General features: G+C 56.7%; 17 protein-coding genes. 16 read left to right on the top strand and 1 reads right to left on the bottom strand.

What is annotated here, in order from left to right; all coding sequences use genetic code 11:
- Window positions 1-48 precede the first annotated feature (48 nt).
- Window positions 49-864, top strand: a complete 816-nt coding sequence (locus LVD14_RS00525) for a DUF4159 domain-containing protein (RefSeq protein ID WP_237132074.1) — start codon at window positions 49-51, stop codon at window positions 862-864.
- Between the two features lie 12 nt (window positions 865-876).
- Here LVD14_RS00525 and LVD14_RS00520 read toward each other — a convergent pair whose 3' ends face one another.
- Entirely contained in the window at window positions 877-1,371 is a 495-nt protein-coding gene (locus LVD14_RS00520; protein WP_237132073.1) for a SixA phosphatase family protein, read from the bottom strand.
- Between the two features lie 224 nt (window positions 1,372-1,595).
- Between LVD14_RS00520 and LVD14_RS00515 the strand changes: the two genes are divergently transcribed.
- From LVD14_RS00515 to LVD14_RS00445, 15 genes are all read left to right on the top strand, one after another.
- Window positions 1,596-2,324, top strand: coding sequence for a YdiY family protein (locus LVD14_RS00515; RefSeq protein WP_237132072.1), 729 nt, complete (start codon window positions 1,596-1,598; stop codon window positions 2,322-2,324).
- Window positions 2,325-2,334: 10 nt separating this feature from the next.
- Window positions 2,335-3,243 (top strand): FAD binding domain-containing protein, encoded by a 909-nt coding sequence (locus LVD14_RS00510; protein WP_237132071.1) that lies wholly within the window; start codon window positions 2,335-2,337, stop codon window positions 3,241-3,243.
- Entirely contained in the window at window positions 3,240-5,300 is a 2,061-nt protein-coding gene (locus tag LVD14_RS00505) for a 2Fe-2S iron-sulfur cluster-binding protein (protein WP_237132070.1), read from the top strand. The genes LVD14_RS00510 and LVD14_RS00505 overlap by 4 nt, the downstream gene beginning before the upstream one ends.
- Window positions 5,297-5,737: a MarR family winged helix-turn-helix transcriptional regulator gene (locus LVD14_RS00500; RefSeq protein ID WP_237132069.1), complete on the top strand. Its 441-nt coding sequence runs from the start codon at window positions 5,297-5,299 to the stop codon at window positions 5,735-5,737. The genes LVD14_RS00505 and LVD14_RS00500 overlap by 4 nt, the downstream gene beginning before the upstream one ends.
- Before the next feature lie 7 nt (window positions 5,738-5,744).
- Window positions 5,745-7,319: an NAD(P)H-hydrate dehydratase gene (locus LVD14_RS00495; protein WP_237132068.1), complete on the top strand. Its 1,575-nt coding sequence runs from the start codon at window positions 5,745-5,747 to the stop codon at window positions 7,317-7,319.
- Complete coding sequence (gene tsaE, locus LVD14_RS00490; protein WP_237132067.1) at window positions 7,316-7,825, top strand: tRNA (adenosine(37)-N6)-threonylcarbamoyltransferase complex ATPase subunit type 1 TsaE; 510 nt, start codon at window positions 7,316-7,318, stop codon at window positions 7,823-7,825. Before LVD14_RS00495 ends, tsaE begins: the two co-directional genes overlap by 4 nt.
- Window positions 7,826-7,851: 26 nt before the next feature.
- A complete protein-coding gene (locus tag LVD14_RS00485) occupies window positions 7,852-9,468 on the top strand; it encodes an N-acetylmuramoyl-L-alanine amidase (RefSeq protein ID WP_237132066.1) in 1,617 nt (538 codons plus the stop codon).
- Between the two features lie 14 nt (window positions 9,469-9,482).
- Complete coding sequence (mutL, locus tag LVD14_RS00480; RefSeq protein ID WP_237132065.1) at window positions 9,483-11,339, top strand: DNA mismatch repair endonuclease MutL; 1,857 nt, start codon at window positions 9,483-9,485, stop codon at window positions 11,337-11,339.
- Window positions 11,340-11,343: 4 nt separating this feature from the next.
- Window positions 11,344-12,324: a tRNA (adenosine(37)-N6)-dimethylallyltransferase MiaA gene (gene miaA, locus LVD14_RS00475; protein WP_237132064.1), complete on the top strand. Its 981-nt coding sequence runs from the start codon at window positions 11,344-11,346 to the stop codon at window positions 12,322-12,324.
- A gap of 86 nt (window positions 12,325-12,410) precedes the next feature.
- Complete coding sequence (gene hfq / locus LVD14_RS00470; RefSeq protein ID WP_237132063.1) at window positions 12,411-12,683, top strand: RNA chaperone Hfq; 273 nt, start codon at window positions 12,411-12,413, stop codon at window positions 12,681-12,683.
- A 13-nt stretch (window positions 12,684-12,696) separates the two neighbouring features.
- Window positions 12,697-13,965, top strand: coding sequence for a ribosome rescue GTPase HflX (gene hflX / locus LVD14_RS00465; RefSeq protein ID WP_237132062.1), 1,269 nt, complete (start codon window positions 12,697-12,699; stop codon window positions 13,963-13,965).
- Between the two features lie 76 nt (window positions 13,966-14,041).
- Window positions 14,042-15,262: an FtsH protease activity modulator HflK gene (gene hflK, locus LVD14_RS00460; RefSeq protein WP_237132061.1), complete on the top strand. Its 1,221-nt coding sequence runs from the start codon at window positions 14,042-14,044 to the stop codon at window positions 15,260-15,262.
- Window positions 15,263-15,268: 6 nt separating this feature from the next.
- Window positions 15,269-16,135 (top strand): protease modulator HflC, encoded by an 867-nt coding sequence (hflC, locus tag LVD14_RS00455; RefSeq protein ID WP_237132060.1) that lies wholly within the window; start codon window positions 15,269-15,271, stop codon window positions 16,133-16,135.
- Window positions 16,136-16,202: 67 nt separating this feature from the next.
- Window positions 16,203-17,414 (top strand): ATP phosphoribosyltransferase regulatory subunit, encoded by a 1,212-nt coding sequence (locus LVD14_RS00450; RefSeq protein WP_237132059.1) that lies wholly within the window; start codon window positions 16,203-16,205, stop codon window positions 17,412-17,414.
- 25 nt (window positions 17,415-17,439) lie between these two features.
- The gene (locus LVD14_RS00445) at window positions 17,440-18,732 is read left to right on the top strand and encodes an adenylosuccinate synthase (RefSeq protein WP_237132058.1); all 1,293 of its coding nucleotides are present in this window, start codon (window positions 17,440-17,442) and stop codon (window positions 18,730-18,732) included.
- The last annotated feature ends 33 nt before the right edge of the window (window positions 18,733-18,765 follow it).

The following is an 18,765-nucleotide window of genomic DNA, read 5'->3' as shown; positions in this document are numbered from 1 at the left end:
AAACTGATGAGCTGAACACCCTGTCGTCTCTGGCAATTGAGCTGATAAATGTCCATTCGAAAATACAGTGTTAAGTGGGTGGCCGTGTTGTCTTTGCTGGGCATGCTGCTCTCACCTTTCCTTGATGCCCAGCCACTTCTGGCGCCACCGCCCGAGCGTTCGCCGGGCCAGTCGCAGCTGCCTGAAGATGCGCCCGACCTCGCCGGCGAATTCGCGTTTGTCAGAGTGCAATACGACTCATATTACCGGGGGGGGTTCGGATATGGTCCCTGGTCTGTCGACTTTCCGGCAGCCGACCGCAACTTTCTGAGAGGCGTCTCACGGCTTAGCAATATCAGGGTAATGTCCGAACCTATCGTCCTGCGACTGGACGATGACGAGATCTTCGAGTATCCATTCCTGTACATGCTCGAAGTCGGGCGCAATGGTGGCCCATACTTTTCTCCGCCTGAGTTGCAGAACCTGCGGGAGTACCTGCTGCGAGGTGGTTTCCTGCTGATCGATGACTTCTGGGGTACGCGCGAATGGCAGGCATTCGAAAACTCGTTTCAAATGGTTTTTCCTGAACGTGACATTGTTCAGCTGCCGCCGGACCATGAGATTTTCCGTATCTACTACGATACCAATGGGCCGCAGATGATACCGGCGCTGGGCAACCCGGAGAATATTCCCGAGCGGGATGCCAGTGTCGCGACAACGCACGCCATACTCGATGATATGGGGCGCGTAATGGTGTTAATCAATTTTAACAGCGATATGGGTGATGGCTGGGAGCACACCTACCACCCGAATTATCCAACGCGGCATGCAAATACAGCGTATCAGCTCGGTGTCAATTTTCTGATCTATTCTATGACGCACTGAGCAGCGGCGTGACTAGACTTTTTTGGGATAATCAATCTGCTTGAGCTGCGCTTTGCCAAACTCCAGGCGCGCCCAGCTGTCCACCTCAAACGTTAATTCTGCCACGCAACAGGTTGGCATATTGTCCAGTCGCGCTGATTCGCACAGATCGTTGAACAAATCTGTCAGTGCCGGGTTGTGGCCGACCAGCATGATGACGTCTATATTTTCATCCTGATGTTGCAGCAGATGCAGCAGGTGGCCGCTGCTGGCCAGATAGATCTGGCGCTCCATGTGGATCAGTTCGTTGGGAATGGACAGGTGAGTGGCAAAAATTTCTGCGGTCGAAACGGTTCGCAGTGCGGGGCTGCAGATGATTCGCTGCGGTTGCGTGCCGCGGGCCAGCATTCTGTCAGCCATCATGGGAGCATCATGGCGACCACGCTCGTTTAATGGCCTGTCGATGTCGCGTTGTGTCTGATCATTCCAACTGGACTTGGCATGACGCACCAGAATCAGCGTTTTCATACAGATGAACTCCAGCCATCTTAATTTCTGGCATTGTATCCATAAACTCGCGCAAAAAACACCATGAATCAGTCGGTTTGCTGGCTGGACAATATCGGCCTAATTGCTCAGAATCATCGACCTGACGCGGTCTCGCAACAACATCGTTCGATTATGACAGTTCCCGGACTTGAATCGGACCAACGCTAATGAGGCCAGACCTGAACAATCGAGAGGATGAAGTTATGCCTGGAATTTACCGCAACAGCGTGCGAGTGGCACTGTTGACCCTGGCGCTGTTTGCGCTGCCCCTGCAGGCCCAGACCTGGGACCTGGCCAGCGAGTTGGAACTTGGTGCTGTCTACACCTCAGGTAACACGGACAATGAAAGTCTGCGGTTTCGGGCTGCATTTGATGCCATTCGTGAACAGTGGTCCTATCGGCTTACGCTGGATGGTTTCCGCTCATCGAAAGATGACGAGCTGGCTGCGCAGCGACTCTATACGGTTGGTAGCGCCACCTACAACTTCGATCCTGATAATTTTGTCATGACCAGGGTGGCTCATGAGACTGACAAGTTCAGTGGCTACGACAGCCAGTCTGATGTATCGGTGAGTTATGGTCAGGTTGTATTCCGCGATCTCGAAGACATGACACTCAGCTACACAGTAGGTGCTGGTATGCGTGTTTCCAGAGGTTCCGACAGTGACGAAGGTGACTTTGAAGAAGCCATTATCCGACTGTCTGCAGATTATAGCTGGGACCTGTCTGACAATGCGCGCTTCCTGCAGACGCTGAGTGCCGATGTTGGTGAGCGCACTACCATTGCACGATCTGAGACCGCCCTGGAGTCAGATATACTGTCAAATCTGTCTATGAAGTTTGCGATCAATGTAAAGCATCAGACGGAAGTCCCGGTGACCCGTGAGAAGACAGACACTGAAGCTTCCGTGACCCTGCTGCTGCGATTCTGATTGGCGCATAATGGAATACCTGGCGCCCACATCTATTGTTGAAGCTTTGCGCAGTCTGCATCAACACAGGGGCAGTGCCAGGGTTCTGGCGGGCGGCACAAGTGTGCTGCCCGCCCTGAATGATACATCTACAGCACTTGCCGGTGGCGACAAACAATCAGGCTCTGCACCGGTTCTGATCGATATCAAACGCCTTGCCGAACTGAGATCAGTTACGGTTCTGGCTGACGGTGCCCTTATTTTGGGTGCTGCAGTCACCTGTCAGGAGGCTTCGAGTCACCCGGCCATTCAGAAAAGCTGGCAAGGTCTTGCCGAAGCGCTGGCTGCGACAGGACCTGCTCAGATTCGATCCCGTGCGACAATAGGCGGTAAGTTATGTCAGGCCGCCTCGACAGCGGACGCTGCTGCTGCGTTGATGGCAATTGACGCGTGCTGCCGGGTTGTCAGTGTCAGCGGTGAGCGACTCATTCCTGTTTCCGAATTGATTTTGTCACCAGGTCGAACCTGCCTGCGGACGGATGAGCTGCTGGTCAGTATTGAGTTGCCGGCGCCTTGCGCAGGTACTGCAGATGCTTACGCCAGAGTAGCTTCACGTTCCAGTCTGGGTAAAACTTATGCTGGTGTCGCAGTCGCCCTCACCCTGAAAGACGACCGTATTGACAGTTGCCGTGTCGCTTTGGCCGCAGTGACTTTGGTGCCGGCATTGGCTGAACGTGCGGCCAGTATGTTAATCGGCAATCGGCTTGAAGCCGATGTGCTGGCTCGTTTTCGGAGACAGGTCGCCGGCGCCTGTCGCGGTGGCACTGATTCCATGCAGACTGCTGATCATAAGGCCCATGTGGCGTCAGAACTGGCCATCAGTGCAGCGCGAACCGCCTGGCAGAGATCTGTCATCAGTCGTTCTGGAGATTCCGGATGAGCATGCATGTGTCATGTGTGATCAATGAGCAGTCGGTAACGCTGGACTGTCAGCCGGGACAGACACTGCTGTCGGTGCTGCACAAGGTGCTGGGAATGACTGGCACTAAAATCGGCTGTGAGAGTGGTTCCTGCGGCGCCTGCACCGTTTTGCTGGAAGGCGATCCGGTATGTGCCTGCCTGGTCCTGGCTGCAGAAGTACAGGGAAAGCATCTCACCACAGTTGAAGGTCTGGGCTCTGATACCAGGCTCCACCCACTGCAGAAGGCGCTGGCTGAACATCAGGCGTTAAGCTGTGGAGCCTGCGGCCCCGGTATGTTGATGGCGGCAGCGGCCCTGTTCAAAAAAGATCCACAGCCGGACAGTTCAGCGGTCGCTGAAGCGCTATCGGGCAATCTGTGCGCCTGTTCGCGCTATCCGCAGATCGTCAGTGCCTTGTCGCAAGCCGTAAAGACATCGACCGAGCCAGGTGGTTGCAGTCGTGCGGCGCTGGCACGAGTAAAGGGGGCAGCAGTGTGCCAGGTGGAGCTGCGGCCCGAGGCTGCCCTGCAGGGGGCAATCCTGCGAAGTCCGTTCGCACATGCCCGAATCTTGCGAGTGGACCTGAGTCGTGCGGCACAGATGGATGGTGTTGCAGCGGTTCTCAGTGCAAAGGATAACCCAGAACTGTGTGGGAATTTGCTGGCGCGGGACAAGGTCCGGTATCAGGGGCAGCCGGTTGCCATTGTGGCCGCGCAGGATGCTGAAACCGCAAAACGCGCTCTTGCTGCGATCGATATAGAATATGCGCTTTTACCCTCTGTTACCTCTGTACGTGCGGCCATGGAGCCAGATGCGCCGCTACTTGATGAGACACTGTTCACACAAGGTGTTGATCCGGCGCCTGCGCAACCATCAAATATTGCCCGGCGCCATACTTCCCGAAAGGGCCAGCCCGACAAGGCCTTTGCCCTTGCTGAGGTCATGCTGGGTGATGAAATCGAGTGCCTGCCGGTGCTGACTGGTGGTTTTGAGCCAGCTGTCAGCATTGCCTTGAATGAAACTGGGGAGGACCGGGTCGGCTGCGACGACGATAGTTCGCCCCCAGCCCGTTCGCTGTCCAGGCAGGTATTGCCTTTGGCCGAGCTGTTGCGCCTGCAGACAGGACAGCCTGTCTGCATCAAGTCACATCCTGCATCGGTGCTCTCATTGACGCCGGCCGTTTTTGCCAGCTTTCGTCTGGGTGCGCTCAATGATGGCACTCTGAAGGTTGCGGAAGCCGTGTTTTGCTGTCAATCGGGGGCAGCGGCGGCACCCCTGGCAGCTGAAATATGCGCACTCGCGTTTGCCAGTTATCAATTGCCGAATCAGAACCTGATCGCCTACGACGTTATTGCCAATACGCCGCCGCAGAACCTGCATCTGGAAGCAGCAGCTATGGCCGCACTGCTTGTTACCGAAACCGCGATGGATGCATTGTCACGCAAGCTGCGGATCGACCCTCTGGCCTTGCGTCTGCAAAATGCCAGGCAGCGCGACTCGCTGATGGCAGCAAGTGAGCACGAACAATATCGGCAGCCAGTGGCTGCAACAGGTGGGCGGGGTATCGCTCACGCCATGGGCTGCACGCATGTGTGTGACGTCGAGCTGGATGCCCTGTCCGGGCAGGTCAGGGTCACGAGATATACTGTGTTCGTGGGCGCTGCCGATGCAAAAGCCGGTGGGGATGACAATCTTTTTCAGCAGGCGCTGGCCGAGGCATTTCGTCAGATAGTGAACGAAGCGGTCATGTTCGACGAAAATGGAAGTTTGCACGATATTGACGTCATGCATTATCGTATGCCGGCTGTGCTGGATTTGCCCGCAGTCGAGGCCGTGTGGCTGGCCAGCAGTGAAAACACAGAACAAGCAGAGCCTGGTGCCAGCACACAAAGTGCATTGGGTGTTGCCACGGCTGTTGCGGCAGCAGCGATCGCGAATGCGGTAGCCAACGCTGTGGGTGGCAATCTACGCGAGTTCCCCATCAACCCTGCCTCTATACACAAGGCATTAAAACGAGCAGCGCTGCGGCGACGATGATGCATTCCCCCAAACGTAAACTCTTTCTGGATCTGGTGCGCGCCGTTTTCCGGCTTAACGGACTATTGCTTGCTGATGGTGACCGAATGGCCGAGCGGGTTGGTCTGACAAGCGCCCGCTGGAAGGTTATTGGTATCGTGGCGTTGTCGAACTCTGGTGTCACGGTTCCTTCCATCGCCAGGTCGCTTGGCCAATCGCGTCAGGCAGTGCAGCGAATCACTGACGTCATGGCGGCTGATGACCTGCTTGCCTATGTTGAAAATCCGCGCCACAAACGCTCGGCACTGGTACAGCTGACCGAACACGGGCAGGAGGTCTATAGCGCCTTGCGGTCACTTCAGGACCCTTGGGCCATTGGGTTGACGGATGACGTGCCAACAGCAGAGCTGGAAACCAGTCTGCGTCTGATTCAGCGACTGATCAACCGGATGGAGTAGGCCATTCATGGCGGAGCTGCTCTACAGTACCGACCAGATTCGGGATATGGATGCCAGAGCCATCGCCTCCGGCATTGATGCGTTTGATCTGATGTGTCAGGCCGCCGCCTCAGCATGGCGACAGATGCAGAAACTGTGGCCCGATGCCGAGCGGATTGCCGTGTTGTGCGGTCCAGGCAATAACGGTGGGGACGGCCTTGTGATGGCCTCACTTGCCCGTGAACAGGGGCTGGACGTGACAGCGTTCCTGATGGTCGACAGTTCAAGGTTGAAGGGTGCTGCTGCTCAGGCGTGGCAACTGGCAAGGCAGTCTGAAGTCGCCATTAAGCCCTGGCAAGATGATGATTTTTATAATTATTGCCGCTCCGAGTCGGCGTCAGTGGTGATTGTTGATGCCATGCTTGGCAATGGGGCGCGCGCTGGCCTGACGGGTGACTTCCTGGCTGCCACTGAATGTGTCAATTCACTGGATCTTCCTGTGCTGGCCATCGATCAGCCCACCGGCGTCAATGCCGATTCAGGGTCGGTCAAGGACGTGGCAGTTCGCGCCAGCGCGACCATCAGTTTCATCGCCCGGACTCAGGGGCTGTATACCGGGGATGCTGTCGACTACTGCGGAAGGCATTGCTTCGACAATCTTGGCCTGCCTGAACGTCTTGGTAACATGACAGCGAGCTGGCCACCAGTCGCGCGCGCCATTTTCGCTGATGATGCTCTTGAGGCATTGCAACCCCGCGCAAAGAGCGCCCACAAAGGTGCGGCTGGCCGTGCGGTGGTAGTCGGAGGCGATGACGGTTTTGGTGGTGCTGCGCTCCTGACGGCTGGCGCTGCAGTCCGGGGGGGAGCCGGCACAGTAACCCTGCTGACGCGAAGCCAGCATCGAACAGCGATGCTGGTACGCCAGCCCGAGGTAATGGTTCAGCCAGTGGATGACTGGCATGTCCTGCAGGGCGCAGCGTTGCGATCACTGCTCACTCAGGCCAGCGCACTGGCAATTGGCCCCGGGCTCGGAAAAAGTGATTGGTCAATCAATGTATTGCGCGAAATTCTGGATTGGGTGGCTGACGCTGGCGCACCGCTGGTTCTGGATGCTGATGCGCTGAATCTGCTGGCTATGCAAAAACTGGCCTGGGGTGATCTGGCGCCGGCTGAGGCGCGAGCGCGCTGGGTCATCACGCCTCATCCTGGCGAGGCCGCCAGGCTACTGGGCTGTAGCGTGGCGGAAATCCAGTCTGATCGTTTCGCCGCGGTTCGCAAGTTGCAGTCTTTGGCGGGTACGGTCTGTCTGTTGAAAGGAGCGGGATCTCTTCTGGCTTTCCCCGATTCGGATGTGATTGATGTATGCATGCATGGTAATCCGGGCATGGCATCAGGCGGCATGGGCGACGTGCTGTCAGGGTTTATGGTGGCGCTGCTGGCTCAGGGACTGCCCTCTGCCGACGCCGCCCGGCTGGCGGTGTGTCTGCACGCAAAGGCAGCAGATTTGCTGGCGGCGCAATTCGGCGAGCGCGGCCTCCTGGCCAGTGACCTGCCCGCCACTTTCCGCAAGCTGCTCAATAAAAAGCAGGATAGCCTGGCATGAATGTGAGTAGTTACTATCTTGAAACAGAAGGCCAGACCGAGAAGTTTGGTGCTGTGTTGGCCAATGCGATAAGTGTCAGTGCTGCTGCCGGACATGGCGCTGTTGTCTACCTGCACGGTGATCTCGGTATGGGTAAGACGACACTCAGTCGCGGACTGATCAGGGCCCTCGGGCATCAGGGCGCAGTGAAAAGTCCGACCTACACGCTGGTAGAACCTTACGAAGATTTTCAGTTTCCCCTCTATCACTTTGATCTGTATAGACTATCAGATCCTGAAGAGGTAGAATTCCTGGGCGTTGACGACTACTTCCAGCCGCCCGCGGTCTGCGTGATCGAATGGGCTGAGAAAGGCAAAGGATTTTTGCCGCTGCCGGACATCGAGTTGACCTTGTCCAGTGGTCCGGGAGTGAAACAGCGCGGACGGCAGATTCAGTGTCGTGCAACGACGCAGGCAGGTCGAGAAATTATGGAGCGAGTCGTGTGGCCGCATAGCCCCGCTCGCTGAAGCAGCTATGAGCAGGGTTACGGTCGATGCGATCGCAGGCAGCAGTTTTCCAGTGTCATGTCAGAAACGTCAGAGGCCATGTCTTCTGTCGTTCGAATCATGCTGACCGAAAATCTGCAGCGTCCCGCCTGGTTTTACTGCTTCTGTCGGCTCTGATGAGCGGTGCGGTATTGGCCGCTGATATTGACGATCTGCGCGTCTGGCAGTCACCTGACTACACACGGGTCGTGCTGGACCTGAGTGAACCAGCCCAGTACTCAGTGTTTGTACTTGATAACCCGCATCGTGTCGTGATCGACATCGAACGCTCCCAATTGCGAGTCGATACGGGTCGCGTTCCCCTGACTGATGTACCGGTGCGCAATATCCGCAGCGCTGCGCGCAACCAGACCGACACCAGAATCGTGCTGGATATGGCCGAAGCGGTTAACCCGAGCAGCTACTTGCTGCCGCCTGATGTTGAGGCCGGCGACCGGCTGGTGATCGATCTTTACGGGCTTGATCGCGAAGTGCCGCCGCCCGCACAGATGGTCAGCACGCCAGCAGCCGTTGAGCAGAACACGGTGAGCCTCCGGGATATCGTCGTGGCGATTGACGCCGGACACGGTGGCCGCGATCCCGGTGCCATCGGCTATGATGGGCGAATCCGCGAGAAAGACGTGGCGCTGGCAATTTCGCAGGCAATCAGTGATCGCCTGCGCTCACTGCCGGGCTACCAGCCGGTAATGATTCGCAATGCAGATATCCATGTGCAGCTGCAGGAGCGCCCGATGCTGGCACGTGACAATCGGGCCGACATATTCCTGTCCATCCATGCAGATTCCTACAGCACCTCCCGAGCCGAGGGCATAACGGTCTACGCGCTGTCGCAAACCACCGCCGAAGACGAAAATATCCGTCGGGTCACCGAGAAAGAAAACTCTGCCGCATTGCTGGGTGGCAGCGCCGGTGACACCAGTCTGCGCGACTTTGAGGATGATCTGGCATTGACGCTGCTGGATATCTCCATGTCCTGGAGTATTGAGCAAAGCATGGCGGCCGGCTCCTACATCTTAAATTCTCTGGGTCAGGTCGCCACCCTGCGTCGCGACAAGCCCCAGCAGGGCAATCTTTGGGTGCTGCGCTCGCCAGACATCCCGTCACTGCTGATCGAAACCGGCTATCTTTCCAATCCGAGCGAGGCTCGAAAACTCACCTCGCCTGCTTACCAGCAGCGTCTGGCCGACGCCATCGTCCAGGGTGTCATGAACTATTTTTACGAACGCCCGCCGGAAGGCTCGCTACTGGCATGGCAAAAGGCCAATAATCAGGGGCCGGATCGGCAGTATGTTGTGGTCCGTGGCGACAGTCTCTCCATGATTGCGCAGCGCCACAATATCGGTCTGGCCCAACTGCGTGCCGCCAACAGCCTGAGTGGCGACACTATTCATGTTGGTCAACGCCTGCTGATTCCGGGCGGCGGGCCGCAGACAATCGCGCTGTCTGCGCCACCGACCGTTTACGAACACACCATCAGCCGGGGTGAGACGCTCTCCGGTATTGCCGACCGCTATCAGGTCAGTCTGTCGCGATTGCGCGAGGCCAATCAGCTCAGGGGTGATACAATTCGGGTCGGTCAGATCCTGATCATCCCGGCATCGTAACAACAGGTTTACCCATGAAACGCATTGCACTGCTCAGCCAACGTCTGGCCAACCAGATTGCGGCCGGCGAGGTCGTCGAGCGCCCAGCCTCGGTCGTCAAGGAACTGATGGAGAACAGCCTCGATGCAGGGGCCAGCCGTGTAGATGTTGAGGTCGAGCAGGGCGGCAGCAAGCTGATCCGGATTCGCGACAACGGGACGGGCATTCCCCGCGACGACCTGACGCTGGCGCTGAGCCGTCACGCCACCAGCAAGATTGTCGAGCTGGACGATCTGGAGAACATAGAAAGCCTGGGCTTTCGTGGTGAGGCTCTGGCCAGTATCAGCTCGGTTTCGCGACTGATGCTGGTCTCCAGGTCTGAGCACGCCCAGGAAGAGGGTGGCTGGCAGGTCGAAGCAGCAGGACAGGAAATGACTGCCACGCTTAGCCCGGCGCCACACCCGCAAGGTACCAGCGTTGAAGTTCGTGATCTGTTTTTTAATACACCGGCGCGCAAAAAATTTCTGCGGACTGAAAATACGGAGTTCGGCCGGATTGATGAGGTTGTCAAACGTATTGCGCTGAGCCGTTTTGATGTCGGAGTGACCCTGCGTCACAACCAGCGCACGGTGCATCAACTGCAGCCCGCGCAGACTATTCAGGAGAAACAGCGACGCATTGGCCTGGTCTGTGGGCCTGCATTTCTGGAGCATGCTGTTTTTATCGAGATGGAAGCATCCGGTCTGCGTTTGTGGGGCTGGGTTTGTTTGCCGACGTTTTCGCGCAGTCAGCCAGACCTGCAGTACTTTTACGTCAATGGCCGTGTGATACGCGACAAGCTGGTCTCGCATGCTATCAAGCAGGCGTACCGTGATGTGCTGTTTGGCGGCCGGCATCCGGCGTTTGTTTTATACCTGGAGCTGCAGCCATCGCTGGTCGATGTCAATGTTCATCCGACCAAGCATGAGGTGCGATTCCGTGACCAGCGCCTGGTTCATGACTTTCTGTTCCGCTCATTACACAAGGCCCTGGCCGATGTGCGCCCCAGCGATCACATGCAGGGCTCGTCAGATCGCGACGATAATGTCATGGGGCAGTCGAGCGCTGACAACTGGCAGAAGCCGGTTGAGCAGGCATCCCTGGGCTTGCGTGTTGATCAGAGCACGGGCGAAATTCTCCATACTGATTCTGCGCCGGTGTCGCAAAACAGTGCTCAGCGCTTTTCCAGTTACAGCGGGGCAAGCAGCAACAGTCGCGTCTTGGCTGACCAGGCGGCGCTCTATCAGAGCCTGGGTGAAGACAAGGAAGTTCCGCCACTCGGATTTGCCCTGGCGCAGCTGCACGGCGTCTACATTCTGGCGCAGAATGCTGAAGGGCTGATTGTTGTGGATATGCATGCTGCGCACGAACGCATCACCTATGAACGCATGAAAACCGCCTGCGACACGCAGGGCATCAAGGCTCAGCCGCTGCTTGTGCCGGTCTCTCTGGCGGTCAGTCGCGCCGAGGCGGATTGTGCTGAGGAGCAGTCACAGTCACTGGCCGAGCTGGGTTTCGAGCTGGAAAGAGTTGCCGAAGAATCGATTGTCGTGCGCCAGGTACCGACTCTGCTGGCCCGCGCAAATGTTGAACAGCTGGTACGCGATGTGTTGTCTGATATTCGCGAGCACGGCCAGAGTGAACGAATCAGTGCCTATCGTGACGAGTTGCTGTCGACCATGGCCTGCCATGGGTCGGTGCGCGCCAATCGGCAATTGAGTATCCCCGAGATGAACTCACTACTGCGCCAGATGGAGCAGACCGAACGCAGCGGACAGTGCAATCACGGGCGTCCCACCTGGGTCTACCAGAGTATGAGTGACCTGGACAAACTTTTCCTGCGTGGCAGGTAGGCCAATGCCAGTCACCAAAATTGATCTTGCAGGTTTTCAGCCCGAAAACTGTCCTGCCATTTGCCTGATGGGACCCACCGCTTCCGGAAAGACCGCGCTGGCAATAGAGCTCGTCCAACGACTGCCCATGGAAATTATCAACGTCGATTCGGCACAGATATTTCGCGATATGGATATCGGCACGGGCAAGCCAGATGCGGCGACACTGGCACTGGCGCCCCACCGGCTCATCGATTTTCTGGATCCTGCGCAGAGTTATTCGGCAGCTCAGTTCTGCATTGACGCCCGCCGGGAAATGCAGGACATCCGCGAACAGGGCAAAGTGCCATTGCTGGTTGGTGGCACCATGCTCTACTTCAAGGCCTTGCGGGATGGGCTGGCAGACATGCCGGCGGCTGATCAGGCGGTGCGTGATGAGATTATCAGGATTGCTGATGCAGAGGGCTGGCCCGCGGTCCATCAGCGTCTGGCCGAGGTCGACCCTCAGGCTGCTCAACGCATTCACCCCAATGACCCCCAGCGTCTGCAGCGGGCGCTGGAGGTTTTTATGGTCAGTGGTCGCCCCATGTCCGAGCTGCACGAACAGCAGGCTTCGCCGGCTACATCAGAGCCGTTGCTGTTCCTGTCGATCCAGCCGTCACAGCGCAGCGTATTGCATATGAAAATCGAACGACGCTTTTTGCAGATGATTGCCGACGGCCTGGTGGCAGAGGTAGAGCGGTTGTACAGGCGCGGTGATCTGGACACCACGATGCCTTCGGTCCGGTGCGTGGGATATCGTCAAGTATGGCAGTATCTCGATGGCGAATTCAGCTATGATGAGATGCTGGAAAGAGGTATCATTGCGACGCGGCAACTGGCTAAACGGCAGGTAACCTGGCTTAGAGGCTGGGCCGATCTGACGGACTTTGACAGTGAAAGCAGCGACGTTTTGGACAAGGTCTTGAAAACCATCCAGGCTGCCTCCATATCTTCGCTTAGATGACATAGCCGTGACGGAACTTAGTTCGGCTGGACGGATCCCAAATGCTGGTTAACACGGTTTTAGCGTAAATTTTAAGGAGAATAGCAATGTCAAAAGGGCATTCCTTACAAGACCCTTTCCTGAATGTGCTCAGAAAAGAGCGTATTCCCGTATCCATCTACCTGGTCAGTGGCATCAAGCTGCAGGGCCAGATCGAGTCTTTTGATCAGTTTGTGATCCTGCTGAAAAACGCCGTGAACCAGATGGTCTACAAGCACGCAATTTCCACGGTCGTCCCGGCCCGAACGGTCAAGATCCCGACCCAGGGCAGCGACCTGAACCAAGATGACGATGAGTCTGCACCAGGTAATATTGCCTGAATCGAGGGCATGATTGTTTTTTGAGCGTCCTGAAGGAGGTGAGACCTCCGTTCTTGTTCATATCGACCTGGATTCCGAGCGAGAACAGGAAGATCCGATAGAGTTTGAAGAGTTGGTCAGGTCGTCCGGTGCCGATCCAGTCTGCTTTATTAAAGGCAGCCGGAAAACGCCGGACGCGCGGACTTTTGTGGGTCAGGGCAAGCTCGAGGAAATAGCGGCTGCGGTCAGGGAATATGAGGCAGCACTGGTGCTGTTCAATCACGCCCTGTCCCCCAGCCAGGAGCGGAATCTTGAAAAAGCGCTCAAATGCCGGGTGCTTGACCGCACAGGCCTGATCCTGGATATCTTCGCTCAGCGTGCCAGAACCTACGAGGGCAAACTCCAGGTCGAGCTGGCGCAGCTGCAGCACACGGTAACTCGCCTGAAGCGTGGCTGGACGCACCTTGATCGCCAGAAGGGCGGCGTGAACCTGCGTGGTGCGGGTGAAACCCAGCTGGAACTTGACCAGCGCATGATTCGTCAGCGCATCAAGAATATCAACAAGAGCCTGGAGAAGGTGCGTGCCCAGCGTGAACAGGGTCGTCGCTCGCGCAAGCGTGCCGAGGTTCCGATTGTTTCGCTCGTTGGGTATACCAACGCGGGCAAATCATCACTCTTCAACCGCATGACATCAGCGGAAATTTACGCCGCCGATCAACTGTTCGCGACGCTGGATGCGACGCTGCGACGCATTGACGTTCCCTCCTTCGGCGAGGCGATTCTGGTCGATACGGTTGGCTTCATAAGTCATTTGCCTCATAAGCTTGTCGAGGCATTTCGTGCGACGCTTGAAGAGACCAGCCAGGCGGACCTGCTGCTTCATGTCGTTGATGTCGCCAATGAAGATCATGATTATTACATCGAACAGGTCCATGAAGTTCTTACAGAAATCGGTGCGGATGAGATACCCACAGTGCAGGTTCTGAACAAAATCGACCTGCTGGACGGATTCGTACCGCGCATCGATCGTGACGATCAGGGGCAACCCCAGCGTGTCTGGATGTCAGCCCGCACTGGTGAAGGTGCTGATCTGCTCTTGCAAGCAATCAGCGAAATGCTGGGTCACGATATAGTCAATCAGCATTTGACACTGGCGCCTGATCAGGGGCGGCTGCGAGCCAAGCTTTACGCGCGTGGGGCCGTGACCGCCGAACGCGTCGATGAGCAGGGTCAGGTTGTGCTCGGGATCAAGATGCCACGTGCCGACTTCGAACGGCTGCTGCAGGAAGACGACAGGCGCTAATCACCGGCAGTAATGCTGGGTTAATAGACAATAATTCGTTAAAATCGACCGGCATTCGCTGGGTATGGAGTAAACGATGGCTTGGAACGAACCTGGAAACAAAGGTAACGACAACGACCCCTGGGGGGGTGGTGGTGGTGGCGGCGGTCGTCGTGGCGGCGATCAGGGTCCGCCCGACCTGGATGAGGTGCTGCGTAATCTGAGCAAAAAGGTAAACTCGCTGCTGGGCGGCAAAAGTGGTCGGTCTGGTGGTGGCTCCTCAGGCTCCGGTGGTTCCGGCGTATCTGCCGGCATGCTGGGCGGAGTTATCGTACTGGTAGCCGTGGTCTGGGCTGCAATGGGCTTCTACACGATCGACGAAGCGGAGCGCGGTGTTGTTCTCCGATTCGGTGAGTTGCGTGAAGAAGTGGTGATGCCCGGTCTGCGCTGGAATCCCCCGCTGATCGACGAAGTTACCAAGGTTAACATCTCGCGTGTAAATACCCGTTCCTACTCAAACGACATGCTGACCACTGACGAGAACATCGTAACTGTGTCTGTGTCTGTGCAGTATGTGGTAAATGATCCGGTGCAGTATGTTGTGCAGGTTCGTGAACCTCAGCGCGGTCTTGACCAGGCCGTCGAGTCCGCGATTCGCCACGTGGTAGGTGGAACCACCATGGACCGTGTTCTGACTCAGGGTCGTGCAGACGTCGCTGCCGAAGTTCGCGAACGCACCCAGAGCTACATGGAGAATTACCAGACCGGTATCATGGTTACTCAGGTCAACGTTGAAAACGCGCAGCCGCCGGTTGCCGTGCAGGCAGCGTTTGACGATGTGATCCGCGCCCGTGAAGATGAGCAGCGTGCCCAGAACCAGGCACTCGCCTATGCCAACCGGGTGATTCCGGAGGCGCGCGGTGAGGCGCAGCGAATCATAGAGCAGGCAAATGCCTACCGTGATGAAGTGATTGCCCGGGCCGAGGGTGAATCCTTCCGCTTTGAGCAATTGCTGACCGAGTATCAACAAGCCCCATCGGTAACCCGTCAGCGACTTTACATCGACGCCATCGAAGACGTTCTGTCGAATACCAGCAAAGTGCTGGTTGATGTGGAGGGCGGTAACAACATGATGTTCCTGCCTCTTGATCGTCTGATGTCAGGCAGCATGGATTCAGCATCTGGCGAGCAGCAGTCAGGACGACTGCAATTGAACAGCCAGCAGCTGCGTGATCTGGCTGACCAGGTGACGCGTGAACTCAATGCCCAGGCAGGGTCGGATCGCTCGCGAGTCCAGAACCTGCCGGTTAGGAGGTAACAGTACATGAAGAATATCTTTGTTGGAGCATTTGTTATTGTTGCCGTGTTGGTAGGTGCCAACTCGATTTTTGTGGTCAAGGAAACCGAGCGTGCCGTGATGCTGCGTTTCGGTAACATCGTTGAGGCAGATATCCCACCGGGACTGCATTTCAAGATTCCCTATGTGAATACCGTTCGCAAGTTTGATGCGCGGGTACTGACAGTTGATTCGTCTCCCCAGCGCTACCTGACGCTCGAGCAGAAGGCATTGCTGGTGGACTCCTATGCCATGTGGCGAATTTCTGATGTGCAGCGCTTCTACACGGCAACATCTGGCGACGAAACACGCGCCAACCAGCTGTTGGCGCAGCGGGTGAACGACGGTCTGCGTAACAAGTTTGGTGAGCGCGACCTGCAGGAAGTGGTGTCCGGTCAGCGTGATGCGCTGATGATGGAACTGACTCAGGAGCTCAATACCTACGCGTCCGACGAATACGGCATTGAGGTTATTGATGTGCGCGTCAAGCGTATCGACCTGCCCGATGACGTTCGCTCATCTGTTTATGAGCGCATGACCTCGGAGCGTCAGCGTGAAGCGCAGCAGCTGCGCTCTCGTGGTAACGAGCTGGCCATTGGCATCGAAGCTGATGCTGATCGTCAGGAAGCAGTACTGCTGGTAGAAGCTTACCGGGACGCAGAGCGAATCCGCGGTGAGGGAGATGCTCAGGCGTCCAATATTTACGCATCAGCATTCACCAAGGATGAGGAGTTTTACGCCTTCACGCGCAGCCTTAACTCCTACCGTAATACGTTCTCTTCAAAACAGGATGTGCTGTTGCTGGAACCAGACAGCGATTACTTCCGCTACATGAGAGAAGACCAGACGCCATGACTGCTTGTCCCGGCCCGGATAACCCGGCCGGGACTCGTCGGGCAATGCTTGAACACAGGATGACATCATGACACGCGCTGACCGCTGGCTCTTGCCGGAAGGGGTAGAGGAATTATTGCCCCCGCAAGCCCAGAAACTGGAAACTCTGCGTCGCGAAATTCTCGATCTGTACCGAAGTTGGGGTTATGAGTTCGTCATGACCCCTCTGATCGAATATCTGGACTCACTTCTGGTTGGATCCTCTCACGATCTGGATCTGCATACCTTCAAATTGACTGATCAATTAAGCGGGCGAATGATGGGCCTGCGTGCTGACATCACCCCACAGGTTGCCCGCATCGATGCCAGAAACCTGCATCGCAATGGCCCGGTGCGCCTGTGTTATGCCGACAGTGTTGTGCACACACGTCCTCAGGGACTACTCACCTCACGCGTGCCGATCCGGATTGGCGCGGAGCTGTTCGGTCACCAGAGTGTCGCCTGTGATATTGAATTGATTGCGCTAATGGCACGTACGCTGCAAGTGGCTGATGCCGGGTCGATTCACATTGTGCTTGGGCACGTGGGCATTTTCCGCAGCCTGGTTGCTGCCGCCGGCCTTAGCAAAGAGCTGGAGATCGAACTGTTCGACGCCATGCAGCGCAAGGCCTACAACGATATCGATGAATGGGTTGATGCGCAGATAGCCAATCCCAATCATGCGCAGATGTTACGCACACTGGCGCGCCTGAGTGGTGGTCGCGAGGTGCTGGATCAGGCGCGCGAAGCGCTGGCACACGCTCCACCTCAGGTGCGGGAAGCTTTGGAAGAAGTCGTGAGTATTGCCGACGCACTGGGCCAGCGTCTTGATCCATCTATTTCAGTCGGATTTGACCTGTCGGAGTTACGCGGGTATGAATACCATACCGGTATCGTATTTGCGGCTTACACCCCCCAATATGGCAAGGCCATCGCCAGAGGCGGGCGCTACGATGATATCGGACAGGTATTCGGGCGAGCACGCCCTGCGTCGGGATTCGACGCAGATCTGAAGATTCTGACGCGGCTCAGCGCCCGGGAAATGGCGACTGGTCAGCGCGTTCTGGCGCCTGCCAGCGTGGATCCGGCGTTGCTGGCCCAGATCGAAACACTCAGGGGCAGTGGTGCAATAGTCATCACACAGCTCGACGAGGCAACTGTTTCGGAAGAATTACTGCATGAATTACAGTGCACACATCGTATAATTGCCGCGCCGCAGGGTGGCTGGCAGTTGGTCGCACTGACATCCACTACCGTTTGAAATTTTTTGCACAGAGATTAGTACCATGGGTAAAAGCGTTGTTGTTTTGGGCACACAATGGGGAGATGAAGGCAAGGGCAAGATTGTCGACCTGCTGACTGAGCAGGCGGCGGTAGTGACCCGCTTTCAGGGCGGACACAATGCCGGACACACGCTGGTGATTGGTGGCAAGAAAACAGTTCTGCATCTGATTCCCTCTGGTATTCTGCGCGAAGACGTAACCTGTGTTATCGGCAATGGCGTGGTAGTCAGTCTGGAAGCCCTGCTCAAAGAAATCGGGCAACTGGAAGCGCAAGGCATTCCGGTGCGCGAACGCCTCAAAATCAGTGGTGCCAGCCCTGTCATTCTGCCATCCCATGTGGCCCTGGATCAGGCACGTGAACAGCGACTTGGCGCCGGCAAGATCGGCACCACCGGTCGTGGTATTGGCCCGGCCTATGAAGACAAAGTAGCCCGGCGCGGTATTCGTATCGGCGAACTCTTTAATGCTGAGCATTTCGCGGAGCGTCTGCGTGAAGTCATGGAGTACCATAATTTCATGCTGACTCAGTACTATCAGGTCGACGCCGTTGACTATGACAAGACTCTGGCAGACTGCCTGGCATACGCTGAGCAGGTGCGGCCGATGCTGGCGGATACCGTGGACCTGATTCACGCTCACCGCAAGGCCGGTGATAACCTGATGTTCGAAGGTGCACAGGGCTCTTTGCTGGATATCGACCATGGCACCTACCCGTTTGTAACTTCATCCAATACAACCGCAGGCGGCACAGCCACTGGTAGTGGTTATGGCCCGCTGTATCTGGATTACGTGCTTGGTATCACCAAGGCATATACAACCCGCGTGGGGTCCGGTCCCTTCCCGACCGAGCTGTTCGATAATGTCGGTAAGCATCTGGCAACAGTAGGCATGGAGAAAGGCGCTACAACAGGACGTGATCGTCGCTGTGGCTGGTTTGATGCCGCAGCCGTCAAGCTGGCCATTCGCATCAACAGCGTTTCGGGTATCTGTCTGACCAAGCTGGACGTGCTCGATGGACTGGAGTCCATCAAAGTCTGCACCGGCTACGAGGGCCAGGATGAAGCACAGAACGGCCTGATGACCGTTGATCGCTACGAGCAGCTGAAGCCGATCTACAAGGAATTGCCGGGCTGGAGCGAGTCGACTGTCGGCATTCGTTCTCTGGAGGAGCTGCCGGAAAATGCCCGAGCCTACATCAAGTATATTGAAGAGGTGATTGAGGCGCCGGTGGATATTATCTCCACAGGTCCGGATCGTGATGAGACCATCATTCTCAGACACCCCTTCGGCGCCTGATACCGCCGGCATTGTCCTGTACCCTGACTGTCT

It is taken from the genome of Pseudohongiella sp. O18, assembly GCF_021729085.1.
Taxonomy (GTDB): domain Bacteria; phylum Pseudomonadota; class Gammaproteobacteria; order Pseudomonadales; family Pseudohongiellaceae; genus Pseudohongiella.
Note: the sequence above shows the minus strand (reverse complement) of the source record. Positions and strands in the feature narration are given on the sequence as shown.